This window comes from Mycobacterium sp. TKK-01-0059 (genome assembly GCF_000709305.1).
GTDB lineage: Bacteria > Actinomycetota > Actinomycetes > Mycobacteriales > Mycobacteriaceae > Mycobacterium > Mycobacterium intracellulare.
Map to the genome: position 1 here is coordinate 3,730,402 of NZ_KL446993.1, position 15,615 is coordinate 3,746,016.

The 15,615-nt window shown below is 69.4% G+C and carries 15 protein-coding genes and 1 tRNA gene; 5 read left to right on the forward strand and 11 right to left on the reverse strand.

Features of this window, described 5'->3' with window-relative positions; translation table 11 throughout:
* Positions 1 to 199: 199 nt before the first annotated feature.
* Positions 200 to 487: a hypothetical protein gene (locus tag K883_RS28580; RefSeq protein ID WP_369798897.1), complete on the forward strand. Its 288-nt coding sequence runs from the start codon at positions 200 to 202 to the stop codon at positions 485 to 487.
* Positions 488 to 538: 51 nt separating this feature from the next.
* On the opposite strand, the gene K883_RS17690 is transcribed toward K883_RS28580, so the two are convergent.
* Complete coding sequence (locus K883_RS17690; RefSeq protein ID WP_036455089.1) at positions 539 to 2,518, reverse strand: TPM domain-containing protein; 1,980 nt, start codon at positions 2,516 to 2,518, stop codon at positions 539 to 541.
* A gap of 142 nt (positions 2,519 to 2,660) precedes the next feature.
* Between K883_RS17690 and K883_RS17695 the strand changes: the two genes are divergently transcribed.
* From K883_RS17695 to dnaG, 3 genes are all read left to right on the forward strand, one after another.
* Positions 2,661 to 3,938: a deoxyguanosinetriphosphate triphosphohydrolase gene (locus K883_RS17695; protein WP_014382307.1), complete on the forward strand. Its 1,278-nt coding sequence runs from the start codon at positions 2,661 to 2,663 to the stop codon at positions 3,936 to 3,938.
* Positions 3,939 to 4,005: 67 nt separating this feature from the next.
* Positions 4,006 to 4,623, forward strand: a complete 618-nt coding sequence (locus K883_RS17700; RefSeq protein ID WP_008255630.1) for a superoxide dismutase[Cu-Zn] — start codon at positions 4,006 to 4,008, stop codon at positions 4,621 to 4,623.
* 30 nt (positions 4,624 to 4,653) lie between these two features.
* A complete protein-coding gene (gene dnaG, locus K883_RS17705; RefSeq protein WP_014382309.1) occupies positions 4,654 to 6,606 on the forward strand; it encodes a DNA primase in 1,953 nt (650 codons plus the stop codon).
* Here dnaG and K883_RS17710 read toward each other — a convergent pair.
* A complete protein-coding gene (locus K883_RS17710) occupies positions 6,590 to 6,868 on the reverse strand; it encodes a hypothetical protein (protein ID WP_009953068.1) in 279 nt (92 codons plus the stop codon). The genes dnaG and K883_RS17710 overlap by 17 nt on opposite strands.
* A 142-nt stretch (positions 6,869 to 7,010) precedes the next feature.
* On the opposite strand from K883_RS17710, the gene K883_RS17715 reads away from it, so the two are divergent.
* Positions 7,011 to 7,083: transfer RNA gene (locus K883_RS17715), tRNA-Asn, on the forward strand.
* A gap of 28 nt (positions 7,084 to 7,111) precedes the next feature.
* Here the strand turns inward: K883_RS17715 and K883_RS17720 are convergent.
* The 9 genes from K883_RS17720 to K883_RS17755 all read right to left on the reverse strand — a co-directional run bounded on the left by K883_RS17720 (position 7,112) and on the right by K883_RS17755 (position 15,606).
* Entirely contained in the window at positions 7,112 to 8,497 is a 1,386-nt protein-coding gene (locus K883_RS17720) for an NtaA/DmoA family FMN-dependent monooxygenase (protein WP_008255635.1), read from the reverse strand.
* On the reverse strand, positions 8,494 to 9,615 hold the full coding sequence (locus K883_RS17725) for an LLM class flavin-dependent oxidoreductase (RefSeq protein WP_036455091.1): 1,122 nt from the start codon (positions 9,613 to 9,615) through the stop codon (positions 8,494 to 8,496). Before K883_RS17725 ends, K883_RS17720 begins: the two co-directional genes overlap by 4 nt.
* Entirely contained in the window at positions 9,612 to 10,733 is a 1,122-nt protein-coding gene (locus tag K883_RS17730; protein ID WP_036455092.1) for an LLM class flavin-dependent oxidoreductase, read from the reverse strand. The genes K883_RS17725 and K883_RS17730 overlap by 4 nt, the downstream gene beginning before the upstream one ends.
* Before the next feature lie 142 nt (positions 10,734 to 10,875).
* Positions 10,876 to 11,559, reverse strand: coding sequence for a serine O-acetyltransferase (cysE, locus tag K883_RS17735; RefSeq protein WP_008255645.1), 684 nt, complete (start codon positions 11,557 to 11,559; stop codon positions 10,876 to 10,878).
* A gap of 2 nt (positions 11,560 to 11,561) precedes the next feature.
* Positions 11,562 to 12,494: a cysteine synthase A gene (cysK, locus tag K883_RS17740; RefSeq protein ID WP_008255646.1), complete on the reverse strand. Its 933-nt coding sequence runs from the start codon at positions 12,492 to 12,494 to the stop codon at positions 11,562 to 11,564.
* Positions 12,495 to 12,979: 485 nt separating this feature from the next.
* On the reverse strand, positions 12,980 to 14,110 hold the full coding sequence (locus K883_RS17745) for a YeiH family protein (RefSeq protein WP_008255648.1): 1,131 nt from the start codon (positions 14,108 to 14,110) through the stop codon (positions 12,980 to 12,982).
* Positions 14,104 to 14,256: a hypothetical protein gene (locus tag K883_RS27930; RefSeq protein ID WP_162130882.1), complete on the reverse strand. Its 153-nt coding sequence runs from the start codon at positions 14,254 to 14,256 to the stop codon at positions 14,104 to 14,106. The genes K883_RS17745 and K883_RS27930 overlap by 7 nt, the downstream gene beginning before the upstream one ends.
* A 140-nt stretch (positions 14,257 to 14,396) precedes the next feature.
* On the reverse strand, positions 14,397 to 15,200 hold the full coding sequence (locus K883_RS17750) for a trehalose 2-sulfotransferase (RefSeq protein WP_008255650.1): 804 nt from the start codon (positions 15,198 to 15,200) through the stop codon (positions 14,397 to 14,399).
* 148 nt (positions 15,201 to 15,348) lie between these two features.
* Positions 15,349 to 15,606 carry a hypothetical protein gene (locus K883_RS17755; RefSeq protein WP_369798898.1) on the reverse strand — a complete coding sequence of 86 codons (258 nt, stop codon included), beginning with the start codon at positions 15,604 to 15,606 and terminating at the stop codon, positions 15,349 to 15,351.
* Positions 15,607 to 15,615 lie beyond the last annotated feature (9 nt).

A 15,615-nucleotide genomic window follows, 5' to 3' on the forward strand; every position in this document is an offset into this window, starting at 1 on the left:
TGTCGCCGGCCCGCGTGGCCCGCGCGGCGGTCCCCTTACCGGTCGGCGAGAGGCCCGCGTGGTCCGATACACGCTCAAATTAAGGAAAATTGGCAATTCCCGCATATTTTCTTCGGTTTGTCTTACGATGTCACCGGTTGGTGTAAATAGGTTCGCCACAGCGCCCGAACGCTTAGATCGGCTGTGGAAGGGGGCAGGGGTGCTTTTGCCTCTCGGTTCGCCGTTACCCGATGACACGGTGGCGGCAGTACGCGGTGAGTGCGGTGTGCTCGGCGGTTTATCGGTCCCACTCAAGTGGGGGGTGGTCGTTCCGCCCGACGACTACGACCACTGGGCGCCGAAGTCGGACGCGAGCGCCGACACCACGGAGGAGACACTCGACGCGCCCCGCCCGACGGCGGTCGCCGACGGCGTCTGGAGCGGGTGGGAAGGCGAAGCCGGGGCACGGCCCGTGGGCGTGATCCCGCATTCCCCGGCCGCCGGCTGAAGACCGGTAGGTAGAGAACCGAAAGCCGCCGCGGTCACCGCGCGCGGCGCGTCAGAATCGGCCGCCACCACCCATGAACCCGCCGTCGGAAGAACCCGGCGAGCCACCGAACGACGTCGGGCTCCAGCCGCCGAATCCGCCCCGCATCCCCCCGCTGAGCAGGTCGCCGATGATGATGCCGCCGAGCATCGCGCCCATGTCACTGCCGCCGCCACGCGTGTAGGCGCGCTGCATCGCCTGCACGTCGTCGTTCGCCAGTGACTGAGCGTGAGCGGCCAGCGTCGACGCCGCATTGGCGTGGGCGATCGCTTCGTTCGGGTTCGTCGCGCCCTTGTCCTGCGCGGCCTGCAGGTGGCGCTTGGCCTCGGCCAGCCGGGTGCGGGCGTCGGGGCCGACGCTGCCGCGGCGCGTGTCGATGTAGTCGGACACCGCGCGCACCCGCGATTGCGCGGTGAACAAGGCCTGTTCCAGTGATCGGTTGAGTCGCTCGGCGGTGGCCTGTTCCTCGGCCAGGGTGGCCAGCAGCCCGTTGAGCGCGGCGTCGGCCTTGGTCACCTGTCCGAAGGCGGCCAGCGGATCTTCGGATCCGCCGGCGCGGGCGCTCTCGACGGCCCTGGTGGCCGCGTCGCGGGCCGCCACCAAATCGCCGCTGCGCGTGGGTTTTTTCTGCAGCAGTTCGTTGGCGCGTGCGATGTCATCCTTGGTGTCGGCGACGGCCGACGGCAGCCCGTCGATCGCGTGCTGAATGTCGCTGGCCGCGTTGTCCACCGCGTCGAGCAGCGCCCGCGCCTGCCCGAGGGCGGACTCGGCGGCCCGGACCGCATCGACCAAGCCGGCCTGCCCACCGGTGACGGCGTGGGCGGCCAGCTCACGGGCGGTGCCGATGTTGCGGTCGGCGAACGCCAGCCGCTCCTTGGCCGTCGTGACATTGCCGGACACCGAAGTCAGTGCGGCAGCGCTGAAGTCGTGGTGCAGCGCCGCCAGCCGTTGCTCCGCCGGCGCCAGACGGGTGGTGAGTTCCACGTACTGCCGCGTCAGCGCATCCAGCCGCGACGCGGCGTTGATCACGAGGTCGCGCAGCTTCTCGAAGGCCTCGGTCTGTGACTCCAGCTCGCGGTCGGCCCGCGCCGCCGAGACGATCACCTGGGTGAGCAGTTCGCGCCGCTGGGCGGGTGTTTCCGGTGTGGAGTCGTCGAGTTGTTGGCGCACCGTGAACGCTTGGGACAGAGCCGCTTTGGCGTTGGCCACCGCGCTCGTGAAGGGTCGGGTGCGCTCTTCGCCGAATTCGCCGACCGCCAGGTCCAATTCGTTGGCGCTGGTGCGTAGCGCGTTGTCGACGTCCACCACCAGCGCGCGGGACAGGTCGTCGAGCGTCTGCAGCGGCAGCGCGGCGAGCGCGTCGACGTCGGTGGGGTCGACGCGCCGCGCGGCCGCCAACGCCGCGGCCCGTCGGCGCTGCCCGCGATGACGCATCACCAGCAGCAGGCCGGCCAGCGCGATGAGAATGCCCGCCAGCGTGGCCAGCAGGATCACCCGCCCCGACGAACCGGGCGACGCGTCGAGCCCGTCCGCCGCGGCCACCGCGGCGCCGCTCCAGTCACCGTTGTGCAGGGCGGGTTCGATCTTGTTGCGCCGCAAGCTGTCGACCTGACCGGCGTTGACGCTCTTGATGGTGGACGGCACCAGGAAGGCGTAGGCGCGGCTGGTGGTCGCGACGGCCAGCAGCGCGTCGTAGCCGCCCAGGTCGCTGGCGCGCACGGTGCCTTGTGCCCACCCGGTCGGGCTCTGCCCGGAGAAGTCGTCGACGTAGACCACCCAGAGCCGGATGTGGCGGTCGGTGTAGAGCTTGTTGACGGCGGCGGTGACGGTGCTGCGACCGGAATCCGACAGGGCCCCCGCGTTGTCGGTGACGTAGTCGGCCAACCGGAATGATGGTTGCGCGCCGGCGGCCGGTGCCGACAGCAGCCCGCCGCCGAGGCCGACCGTCAGGAGCATCGCGAGCACGGCGAGCAGGCGAGCGGTGCAACGCATAAGGCCAATCTAGCCCCGCGACGATGCAGGCCAGTAGGCCTGCTGAGGAGTGGGGCGGTCAGGCGCGGCCCCGGCCGACACACGCCAGCGGGCCCGAGTCGAGCCGGACTTGGGCGGGCATTCCCTGGCAGACTGTGCGTCGGTGACCAGGAATCAGCGCGACCCCTACGACGACTTCGACCGTCAGCGACGGGTGACCGAAGCCGCGAAGACCGCGGGTCTGCCGGGCACCGAAGGTCAGCACCGCACCGACTTCGCCCGCGACCGCGCCCGGGTGCTGCACAGCGCCGCCCTGCGCCGGCTGGCCGACAAGACCCAGGTCGTCGGGCCGCGGGAAGGGGACACGCCGCGCACCCGGCTGACGCACTCCCTCGAGGTCGCCCAGATCGGGCGGGGAATGGCCGTCGGCCTGGGCTGCGACCTCGACCTGGTCGACCTGGCCGGCCTGGCCCACGACATCGGCCACCCGCCCTACGGCCACAACGGCGAGCGCGCCCTCGACGAGGTCGCGGCGAACTATGGCGGCTTCGAGGGCAACGCCCAGAATTTCCGAATCCTGACCAGCCTCGAGCCCAAAGTGCTTGACGCCCAAGGCAACAGCGCGGGTCTGAACCTGACTCGCGCGTCGCTGGACGCGGTCACCAAATACCCGTGGTTCCGCGGCGAAGGCCATGGGAGCGCGGCGCGCAAGTTCGGGTTCTACGACGCCGACCGCGAGGCGGCGGCCTGGATGCGCGCGGGCGGCCCGGAGGGCCGGATGTGCCTGGAGGCGCAGGTGATGGACTGGGCCGACGACGTGGCCTATTCGGTGCACGACGTGGAGGACGGCGTCGTCTCCCAACGCATCGACCTGCGGGTGCTGGCCGACGACGACGAGGCGGCCGCGCTGGCCAAACTCGGCGAGACCGAATTTTCCCGGGTGCGCGCCGACGATTTCATGGCGGCCGCGCGACGGCTGTCGGCGCTGCCGGTGGTCGCCGCCGTGGGCAAGTACGACGCCACGCTCGCGGCGTCGGTCGCGCTCAAGCGGCTGACCAGCGAGCTGGTCGGGAGGTTCGCCTCGGCCGCCATCGCCACCACCCGCGCGGCGGCCGGACCCGGACCGTTGGTGCGCTACCGGGCCGAGCTGCAGGTTCCCGATCTGGTGCGGGCCGAGGTCGCGCTGCTGAAAATCCTGGCGCTGCAGTTCATCATGTCCGACCCGCGCCATCAGGAAACCCAGGCCGGTCAGCGTGAGCGCATCCACCGGGTGGCCCACTGGCTGTACGCGGGAGCCCCCCGAACCCTCGACCCGGTCTTCGCTGCGGCCTTCAACACCGCGGCCGACGACGGCGCCCGGTGGCGGGTCATCGTCGATCAAATCGCCTCCTACACCGAGGGCCGGCTGGAACGGATCGACGCCCGCCAGGCCGGCCCGTAGCGGGTCGGGGGGCGCAACTCGTCCGGCCCGGGGATCGGCGCGGCCGCCGCGAGTTAGGCTGCCCGACATGAAGAAATTCAGCGGCTCGCCTTTGATGGCCTCCCTTCTGATGGGGCTTCCCGTCGTCGCCATGACCGCCTGCAGTTCACCGCAGCACGAGAGCAGCCAGCCGGGCACCACCCCGCCGGTGAAAACCGCCGCACCGACGTCCTCCGGGGAGGCGACGACCCCGGCACCCGCCGGCGGCTCGCTCAGCGCGGAGTTGAAGACACCCGACGGCCGGACGGCGGCCACCGCGACCTTCGACTTCACCGGCAACTATGTGACCGTCACCGTCAAGACGGTGGCGACCGGCATCCTGACCCCCGGCCTGCACGGCCTGCACGTCCACGAGATCGGCAAGTGCGAGCCGAACTCGGTGGCCCCCACCGGCGGTGCGCCGGGCAACTTCTTGTCCGCCGGCGGCCACTACCAGGCGCCCGGCCACACCGGCAAGCCCGAGAGCGGCGACCTGGCGACGCTCGAGGTGCGCCAGGACGGCGCGGCCTACCTGGTCACCACCACCGATTCGTTCACCCGGGACGACCTGCTGGCCGGTACCAAGACCGCGCTGATGCTGCACGGCGCCCAGGACACCGAGAACGCGATGGATCGCGTCGCGTGCGGCGTCATCGGAACGGGATAGCGTTCGCCGCCGCGCGCTTAGACTGAGCCGATGTCAAGCCCGGCAAGTTCACGGAGCGACGGCGACGCGCGCGCCCGGGGCCGCGGCCGGATTCCGGACCGCGACATCGCCGCCATCCGCGAGCGGGTGCGCATCGACGAAGTGGTCGGCGATTACGTGCAGTTGCGGCGCGCGGGCGCGGATTCGCTCAAGGGGCTGTGTCCGTTTCACGACGAGAAGTCGCCGTCGTTTCACGTCCGCCCCAACCACGGCCACTTCCACTGCTTCGGCTGCGGCGAGGGCGGCGACGTGTACGCCTTCATCCAGAAGATCGAGCACGTCAGCTTCGTCGAGGCGGTCGAGCTGCTCGCCGACCGGATCGGTCACACCATCACCTACTCCGGCCCGGCGACCAGCGTGCAGCGCGACCGCGGCAGCCGAAGCCGGCTCGTCGCGGCCAACGCGGCCGCGGCAGAGTTCTACGCCGCGGCGCTGGAATCCGACGAGGCGGCGCCGGCACGGCAGTATCTGACCGAGCGCAACTTCGATGCCGAGGCGGCCCGTCACTTCGGTTGCGGGTTCGCGCCGTCGGGATGGGACTCACTGACAAAGCACTTGGTGCGCAAGGGTTTCGAGTTCAAAGAGCTGGAAGCGGCGGGCCTGTCGCGGCAGGGGCGCCGCGGGCCGATGGACCGCTTCCACCGCCGCCTGCTGTGGCCCATCCGTTCCTCGGCCGGCGAGGTGATCGGTTTCGGCGCCCGGCGGCTCTTCGACGACGACCCGATGGAAGCCAAGTACATCAACACCCCGGAGACGCTGCTGTACAAGAAGTCGAACGTGATGTTCGGCATCGACTTGGCCAAACGCGACATCGCCAAGGGCCATCAGGCCGTCGTCGTGGAGGGCTACACCGACGTGATGGCGATGCATCTGGCCGGGGTCACCACCGCCGTGGCGTCGTGCGGCACCGCGTTCGGCGACGAGCACCTGGCGATGCTGCGCCGACTGATGATGGACGACAGCTTCTTTCGCGGCGAGCTGATCTACGTGTTCGACGGCGACGCGGCCGGGCGGGCCGCCGCCCTCAAGGCGTTCGGCGGCGAGCAGAACCTGGCGGGGCAGTCGTTCGTGGCCGTCGCGCCGGACGGCATGGACCCCTGCGATCTCCGGCTGAAGTCCGGCGACGGCGCCCTGCGCGACCTGGTGGCCCGGCGAACGCCGTTGTTCGAGTTCGCAATCCGGTCGGCGCTCGCCGAGATGGACCTGGACAGCGCCGAGGGCCGGGTGGCCGCGCTGCGGCGCTGCGTGCCCATGGTGGGCCAGATCAAGGACCCCACGCTGCGCGACGAGTACGCCCGCCAGCTCGCCGGGTGGGTCGGCTGGGACGACGTCGCGCAGGTCATCGACCGGGTGCGCGGCCAATCCAAGAACGCCAAAATCCCGGCCCGCGGCGGCGCCGGACCCAAGGCGTCGCGGCGCGCGGAGCAACCCGCCGCCGCGGCCCATGCCGCGGCCAGCCGTCCCGACCCCCGCGACCCCACCCTGTGGCCCCAACGGGAGGCACTCAAGTCGGCGTTGCAGTATCCGGCGCTGGCCGGCCCGGTCTTCGACACGCTGACCGTCGAGAGCTTCACCCACCCCGGCTACGCCGCCATCCGCGCGGCGATCGAGACCGCAGGCGGCACGTCGAGCGGGGTCACCGGGGCGCAGTGGCTCGAGGTGGTGCGCGATCGGGCGTCGTCGCCCTTGACGGCCGCGCTGATCAGCGAGCTGGGCGTCGAGGCCATCCAGGTCGACGAGGAGAAAATGCCGCGCTACATCGCCGGCGTGCTGGCCCGCCTGCAAGAGGTGTGGATGGGCCGGCAGATCGCCGAGGTGAAGTCGAAGTTGCAGCGCATGTCGCCGATCGAACAGGGCGACGAGTATCACGCGTTGTTCGGCGACCTGGTAGCGATGGAGGCCTACCGGCGCAGCCTGCTGGAGCAGGCTAGCGGCGACGAGTAGAGGTCTCGAGCTCCTCGTCGGGCAGCGGCTCGACGTCGCGTTCCATGATGGCGGTTTGGTCGTCGATCTGCGCCAGCGTGACAAAGCCGGCGTCCGGGGAGATCCGGTTCGCGATCTTGCGGCGTCCCCCCTCGATCATCGACTTGGCCACCGGGCTGCTGGTCAGCGCTCGATAGGTGCCGACGATCTGCTCGTATCGCCGACGACCGGCTTTCGAGCCCAGCACGTAACCCAGTCCCAGCACCACGACATACCGGATCAAAGCGTTCCTCCCGACTATCGATGGCTCCATCCTGCCTCACCGGGTGGGGTGCGTGCGCGGTCGACCGGGTGAGACGGTGGCGACCCGCGCCAGTTGGGCGCGGTCGTGCCAGTACGCTAGAGTCGTCCCGCGATCGGGTTAGTCCCCTGTAGCTCAATTGGCAGAGCATTCGGCTGTTAACCGAAGGGTTCCTGGTTCGAGTCCAGGCGGGGGAGCAGCAAAATTCAGCGGGCCGCCCGGCCGTCACTGCCCGCTCGCGATACCGGCCGGATTTCCCGCCCATCCCGGCGTCGGCGACAAACCCAGATGCTCGCGCAGCGTGTGGCCGCGGTACTCGGTGCGGAAGCTGCCGCGCTCCTGCAGCAGCGGGACCACCTTGTCGACGAACTCGTCGAGGCCGTGCGGCGTCAGGTGCGGCACCAGGATGAAGCCGTCGCAGGCGTCCGACTGCACGTAGCGGTCGATCTCGGCGGCCACCTGCTGCGGCGTTCCGACGAACTGCTGGCGGCTGGTCACCTCGATGATCAGCTCCCGGATCGAGAGGTTTTCGGCCTCCGCTCGCGCCCGCCAGGTTTGGGCGACCGTCGTGGGATCGCCGTGCCGGACGCGTCCCCTCGTGATGTTCGGGTTCTCGACGGGGTCGACGTCGGGCAGGGGTCCGTCGGGATCGTAGGCCGACAGGTCCACGCCCCACACCTGCTCGAGGAAAGCGATCGCGGTCGGACCGCTGACCTGCTGCTCGCGGATGTGGCGCGCGTTGTCCTGCGCCTCGTCGGGGGTGTCTCCCAGCGCGAACGTCGCGCCGGGCAGGACCTTGAGCTGGTCGGGGTCGCGCCCGTGGGCGGCGGCGCGGCCCTTCACGTCGGCGTAGTAGCGCTGCCCCGCCTCGAGCGAACCGTGCAGCGTGAACAGGGCGTCGGCGTGCCTGGCGCCGAAGTCGCGGCCGTCGCTGGAGTCACCGGCCTGCAGCAGCACGGGGTGGCCTTGCGGCCCGGCGGGCAGCGCGGCCACGCCGTGGACGCCGAACTGCGGACCGAAATGGTCGACGACGTGGATGCGCGTCGGGTCGGCGTAGGTGCCGGCGTCGACGTCGGCGATCACGGCGTCGGGTGCCCAGCTGTCCCAGAACTTGCGCGCGACGCGGATGAACTCCTCGGCCCGGTGGTATCGGTCGGCGTGGGCGAGGAATCCGCCGCGGCGGAAGTTCTCCCCGGTGAACGCGTCGGAGGAGGTGACCATGTTCCACGCCGCACGCCCGTCGGAGAGGTGGTCCAGCGTCGCGAATTGCCTTGCCACCTCGAAGGGTTCGTTGAAGGTGGTGTTGATGGTGCCGGCCAGGCCGAGTCGGTCGGTCACCGCGGCGAGCGCGGCCAGCACGGTGAACGTGTCGGGACGGCCGACGACGTCGAGGTCGTGGATTTTGCCGCGGTGCTCGCGCAGCCGCAGCCCCTCGGCAAGGAAGAAGAAGTCGAACAGCCCCCGCTCGGCGGTCTGGGCAAGGTGCACAAACGATTCGAACGCGATCTGGCTGCCCGCGCTCGGATCCGACCACACCGTCGTGTTGTTCACCCCGGGGAAGTGGGCGCCCAGGTGTATCTGCTTGCGCTGTCCCGCATCTCGAACGGTCATCCGGTCAGCCCCCATCGTTTGGCGATCAGTTCATGCGAGCGCAGCCGGTCGGCGTGCCGGTGGGTGACGGACGTGATGACCAGTTCGTCGGCGCCGGTGACCCGGCGCAGCAGCTCGAGCCGGTCGGCGACCTCATCGGGGTTGCCGACGAATTGTGTTGAAGTGCGGTCGGCCACCAATGCCTGCTGGGCCTCGGTCAGGGGTTCGCAGAAGTCGGGATCCGGGTAGGGGATCGCGCCCCGGCCGCTACGAATGGAATACACCCAGTGGCCGTAACTGGACGCGAGGTAGCGCGCGGTGGCGCTGTCCTCGGCGACCACGACGTCGGCCGACACCACCACGTACGGCCGCGCCAGCCGGGCGGAGGGGCGGAAGGCGTTGCGGTACGCGGTGATCGCGTCGAGCGCGGTGCCGGGGGTGATGTGGTAACTGGCGACGAACGGAAGCCCGCGGGCGCCGGCCACCTCGGCGCTCTGTCCCTTGGTGCTGCCGAAGATCCACGGTGTCAGCTGCGCGTGTTCGCCGGGAACCGCCCGCAGCTGATGGCCGTCGACGGCGTAGGTGCCGTCCAGCATCGCTTCAATGTCGGCGACCTGGTCGGCGAAATCCGCCGGCTGCGCGCACGGTTGGGCGAGCACCGACGCCTGCGCCCGCATCCGTTCGGATCTCATCAGCGGGGTTTGGTCGAACGGTGTGGGGACGAGCGGGCCGTCGACGTCCCGCCACGGCTCGGGCGCGCGGTCGGGCTGGGGGGCGCGCGAGGTCGCGGCCTCTTGCCGCCGCTGCCCGGAGCGGCCCAGGCCCATGTCGATGCGGCCGGGATGCAACGCGTCGAGGATGCCGAAGCTTTCCACCACGGCAAGCGCCGTCGTGTGGCCGGCCTGCACGGCGGCCGATCCGACGTGAATGCGTTCGGTGGCCGCGGCGATCTGGCCGATCAGCGTCACCGGTGACGAGCTGGCCACCGCGACGAAGTGGTGCTCGGCGAGCCAGTAACGCTTGTAGCCCCATTGTTCGGCGTGCTGGGCCAGGTCGATGGTGTTGCGCAGCGCCGTCGCGGCGTCGCTGCCGGCGCTGATGGGTGCCAGGTCCAGGATCGACAGGGGAGTGAGGCTCATGACGGCGCCGTCGCGTAGCGGTTGGGGGCGGGCGCCAGGCCGAGGCGGTCGCGCAGCGTCTCGCCCTCGCGGTAGCGGGTGCGGAACCGCCCGGCGCGCTGCAGCAGCGGCACCAGGTCGTCGACGATCGCGGGCAGGTCGATCGCGTTGACCGCGGGCCGCAGCCGCACCCCGTCGACCCCGGCGTCCTGCCAGGCGAGCAGCAGCTCCGCCAAATCGCTTGCGCGGCCACGGAAGACGTGCGCGTCGGAGGAGATGGCCGCGCCCGGCGTCAGCGGATCCTCACCCAGCGACACCACCAGATCGGCGTAGGCCTGGATCGTGCGGCCCGCCGCACGCTGCGCGTGGCCGACCTCGGCCAGGATCGCGCGCAGCGATTCCTCGTCGCGTGGGGTGACGAACACCAGGTCGGCGCTGGCGGCGGCGAATTCGTAGACGCGCGGCGCGTGCGCCAGCGCCGCCACCACCGGCTGGCCCTGGGGAGGGCGCGGGGTGATGGACGGTCCCTTGACCGAGAAGTGCTCGCCGGCGAAGTCGATGTAGTGCAGCTTGTCGCGATCGATGTAGCGGCCGGTCGCCACGTCACGGATGACGGCGCCGTCCTCCCAGCTGTCCCAGAGGCGGCGCACCACCTCCACGGCGTCGGCGGCCTCGCGGAAAAGTTCGTCGCCGTCGGGGGCGGATCGCCGGCCGAACAGCGCCGCCTCGTGTGCCGTCGCGCTCACCCGCACCTGCCAGCCGGCCCGGCCGTGCGAAATATGGTCAAGCGTCGCAATCGCTTTCGAGACATGGAACGGCTCGGTGTGGGTGACCGTCGCGACGGGGATGAGTCCGATGTGTGCGGTGACCGGCGCGATGCGCGCGGCCACGAGCGTGGCGTCGGCGCGCCCCGCCAGGCGCCGCGGCGAGATCTCGGGCCGGCGGCCCGGCTGCGCATCCAGGCTGTCGTCGATGGTCAGGAAGTCCAGCAGGCCACGTTCGGCGGTGGCGGCCAGCGCGGCCCAGTATCGCCCGCTGAGTTGCCCGCCGCCGGTTGCGTTGTGCGCGAAGGCGTATCGCCACGCGTGGGGGTGCCACCCGTAGCCGTCGAGCCCCACGGCCAGATGCAGCTCGGTCATGACCGGGCCGCGGAATCTGCCGTCGGGACGCCGTCGTGCATCGTGTCCATAACCCACTGTGCAACGCTCAGCGCGGCAATGCATTCCGGGGCGGAGTTAACGTCAGCGTGAGTAATACTCTGCCGAGTTCATCGCCGAAGAATCAGATGGAGAAGTCCTCGCCGTACCAGACTCCGGCTTCGGGGGGCCGGATGACGTGGTTGGTCTGCGCGCCGTCCGCCCGGGCCTCGAGTTTGGTCACCCGGGTCAGCAGCGACTGCAGGCTGACACCGACGAGATCGGGCATCATCGAGTCATCCGGACTGCCGGGACGGCTACGGCTGATGACCTGTCCGGGCACCCCGATGACCACCGCGCTGGACGGAACCTCTTTGACCACCACGGCGTTGGCGCCGATGCGGCTGTCGTCGCCGATTTTTATCGCGCCCAAGACCTTTGCGCCCGCGCCGATGATCACCCGGTCGCCGATGGTGGGATGGCGCTTGCCGGTGTCCCTGCCGCTGCCGCCGAGGGTGACGCCGTGGTAGATCGTCACGTCCTCGCCGACCTCGGCGGTCTCGCCGATCACCACGCCGGTGGCGTGATCGATGAACAGCCCGGGCCCCAGGACGGCGCCGGGGTGAATCTCGACGCCGGTCAGGATCCTGGTGATCTCGGCGGTGATGCGCGCGATCAGCCTCGCCCCGCGCAGCCACAGCCAGTGGTTGATGCGGTGAAGCCAGATGGCGTGCACCCCGGGATAGGCGAAGATCACCTGCAGCGTGGTCGGGGCGGCGGGGTCTCGCTCCCTGGCGGCCCGGATGTCGGTGCGAATGGCGTCGAGCATGACTAATCGGCCAGGTCGGCGAACAGCGGCGTGCTCAGGTAGCGCTCGCCGAAGTCGGGCAGCACGACGACGATGAGCTTTCCGGCGTTTTCCGGGCGGCGGGCGACCTTCAGCGCGGCCGCCAGCGCGGCCCCCGAGGAGATGCCGACCAGCAGTCCCTCTTCGGCGGCCAGCCGCCGGGCCAACGTCATCGACTCTTCGTTGCCGACGGTGATGACCTCGTCCACCAGATCCATCGCCAGCACCGGCGGGACGAAACCGGCGCCGAGGCCCTGGATGGGGTGCGGCCCTTTCTGTCCACCGGAGAGCACCGGGGACCCCTCCGGCTCGACGGCGATGAATTGTGCGGAGGGCTTACGTTCTTTGATGACCTGAGCCACCCCGGTGAGGGTGCCGCCGGTCCCGACCCCGGCGACGAAGATGTCCACCTTGCCGTCGGTGTCGCGCCAGACTTCCTCCGCCGTTGTCTTACGGTGGATTTCGGGGTTGGCCGGGTTCTCGAACTGCTGCGGCACGAAGTACCGTTGGTCGCTCTTGGCCAATTCCTCGGCCTTGGCGATGGCGCCCGGCATGCCCTCCGGACCGGGTGTCAAGACGATCTCGGCGCCCAACGCGCGCAACAACATTCGCCGCTCGACGCTCATCGTCTCCGGCATGGTCAACACGCAGCGGTAGCCGCGTGCGGCCGCCACCAGCGCCAGCGCGATGCCGGTGTTCCCGCTCGTCGGTTCGAGAATGATCGTGTCCGGCTTGATCACGCCCGCCTTTTCGGCCGCGTCGATCATCGCGACCCCGATGCGGTCCTTGACGCTGTTTCCCGGGTTGAAGAATTCCAGCTTGGCGACGACGTCGGCGACCGCACCGTCGGTGACCCTGTTGAGCCGGACCAGCGGGGTGTTTCCGATCAGTTCCGTGACGTTCTCGGCGATGCTCATCTACCTTTTGTCTCCAACGATGTAGGACCAGGCCTCTCAGCCTGCCAGCTAATATCGAACTCTATGTTCATCTCGGTCGGGATGGCTAGCGCCGCATAATCGAGTCGAGCCTGATCAGGGCCGCTGCGGCTAGCTCCCGCCAGGGCGTGAATCGGCTCGGACGATACGGTCATCGGTCGCTAATTTTCCTGAAAATCTCCGTGAGCCCGCGTCTTGACGCCGCCGGACAAATACACCGAAACCGCCCTGACATGGGCTAGCGCGCGGATTTCTACAGTGTCAGAGGCGTGCGGATCAACAACAGCGACACGAACAGTCCGCGACGCGCGACGGGACAAAGCGCAGCTGTACGGAGTGTTGCATGCGTCCACTATAGGACAGGCGAGGTTTTCGCCCGTTGGGCTCAGCCGGGATCCGCGCCGTCTGGGCTGGTCATCGCTTCGATCGGCTCGGCGCGAGGGTCTCCGCATGTGTCGGCGCCGTGCCTAGGCGCTGACACCCCACCCGAGCAGCCGCGACGTCAGCAGCACGATGCCGAGGGAGACGGTGGCGACGACCGTCAGCCCGATGACCGCGACGACCAGCGGGCGCCAGCCGGTGCGCGCGATCTGACGGATATCGGTGTTGAGGCCCACGCCAGCAAAGGTCAGCAGGAACGCCCATTTCGACACGTTGGCGAGGTTGGCGGTTTGGCCTTTGGTCAGCCAGCCGGCGGTGGCGATCGCCGACACCGCCAGGAAGCCGAGCACGAATTTCGGGAATTTGTTCCAGACGAACGCGGCCTTGGCATTGGCGCCCCGCGCGATCTCGTCGGCCTGCCCGCGCGCGGCCCAATACAGCGCGAAGCCCAGCACGACGAAACCGATCAGCGCGTTGCGGGTCGACTTCACCAGCACCGCGATCTTGCCGGCGTGGTCGGAGTACAGGTAGCCCGTGGCGGTGGTTTCGGCGGTGTTGTCCACGGAAAGCCCTGCCCACAAACCGAATTCGTGATCGGTGAGCCCGATCGCGTGGCCCAGCGGCGGCAACACGAACAGTGACACCGCGCCCAGCGCCAGGATCGCCGCGATCGCGTAGCTGACATCGGAATTGCGGGCCCGGATCGCGCCCTTGGCCGCCACGATCGCCGACACCCCGCAGATCGACGTGCCGATCGCCAACAACGAGCCGAGCTTGCCCGACAACCCGAACGCGCGGGCCACGACGATGATGATCGTCCCCGCGATCGTCATGTCCACCAGGATCTGCACCAGGCTGATCCCGCCGAGCTTGGCGATGTCGCCCAGCACGAAACGCGAACCGAGCGCCACGATGCCGACCTTGAGCCAGAATTCGTAGGTCAGCACGCCGGAGCGAAAGATCGGGTGCAGGCCAACGGTATTGGTGATGAGCAGCCCAATCACGATCGCCCACAACACGTATTCGATGTCGGGCACCGTCCAGTGCTCGTGTTTGGCCAGCGCGTTCCACCAGATCTGGGCGTACTTGCCCAGCACCCCGACGCCGATCAGCAGCAGGATGCCCGGGACATAGTCGAGCGGACGGGTACTGGTGAACGTGGTTTCGGCAGATGCTTCGCCGGGCTCGACGCGCACCGTGCTCACGCCGGTCACCACGGAACCTTCGGAAGCACGTCGGCCACCGCCAGCGCGACGATGGCGCCGGCCACCGCGGTCGCCCACCAGTCCACCGATATCGCGCCGAGCCTCGCGGTCCAGCGCGGTCCCCGCAGCGCGTCGTCCTCTGGCACGCCCTCACCCACGATGGCCACTCCTCACGCGACTCCCCGGGCGACAGTGGCGGCTTGCGCAGCCGCATCCCGTTGAGGGGAATCGTGGCCCGTGGGTCCGGCGCGTCCAAGTGATTGACTCGGGCAGAATTTAGCTCGCCCGGGGCGGTCGATCAGGTTGGCAGGCCGCGCTTCTCGGCGTCGGCACGGTAGCGGTCCACCCACTCGTCGGAGCGATGGTCGGCCTGGCGTTCGAGCACCGGCTCCGGCGCCAGCTGCGGGTCGAGACCCAGCGCCTCGAGGATGGAGGCCACCACCTGGGTGAGGTTGCGCCACAACACCGGATACGGAATCTCCATGGGCGTGATGCCCTCCTGGGCGAACCAGTTCCGCCAGCCCTCTTCTTGCGCGCGCAGCATGGTGACCACGTGAGCGATCGCCCCGGCGTGGTAGGTGGCGCGTGCGTCGCGGGCCGGGTCGGGCCTGCCCCGCCAGACGCGGGTCTGCACCGCGCGCCAGAAGGACACCGCCTGCGAAATCACGTCGGGCCGGTAGACGTGAATCAGTAGCGGGTCTTCGCCCACCACGTCGCGGATGGCCGCGAGCAGGCCGTCGCCGCTTCGGTCCGGCAGGTTCTTGGCGCGGTCGAGCAGCAGCGGTGTCTGGTTCCACATCAGCTTGCCGCCCCACACCCCGTTCGGCGTCCGTCCGACCGTACGGATGTAGGCGCGCCAGATCTCGGGCGGCGCGAGGTCCGGGGTCCCGGCGTCCAGCGGGTCAAGCAGATTCAGGATCGACTCGTCGTCGACGCCGGCGAACCACTCCCGTGGCTGTGGCGACTGGCTGGTGGCCGGCAAATACTGAAAGAACTCCTGCGGCTCGCCGGCCACGCCGGTCGCGCGCAGCGATTCGACCAGCAGCGTGCTGCCGCTGCGCTGCGACGCCAACACCAGGTATGACGACGGCCTGTTTGTCACCCGCAGAGTCTAACCAGAATTTGAAATCCCAATCTGTCAAGCACGATTAGGGTCGGCGTGAATGAAAACCTTGCGTCGCCCCGATGTTGCCCTTATAGCTCCGGCGCGGACGGCCAGCCAAAGCCACGGTTTCGTGAACCCAAGGGATTCAGGAATATTCGAGGTTTTGTTTCGTCGCAGCCAAAGGAGCCTGCTCGGCGGCGATCTCGCAGACGCACAAGCGCCTGCGCATCAGGTGCTGGGCGTAAACCTTGTCGCGCTGATCGCGCGAGAACGCGAAGTCCAGGTTGACGGGCAGCCCCGCCCAATCCACCCGCTCCTCCGTCACGCCGACGCGTCGTAGGCGGCATCGCAGCGGGCAGCCGTTCTCGAGGACCCGATCGGGTCCATCACAGTCCCGAGTCATACGACGACC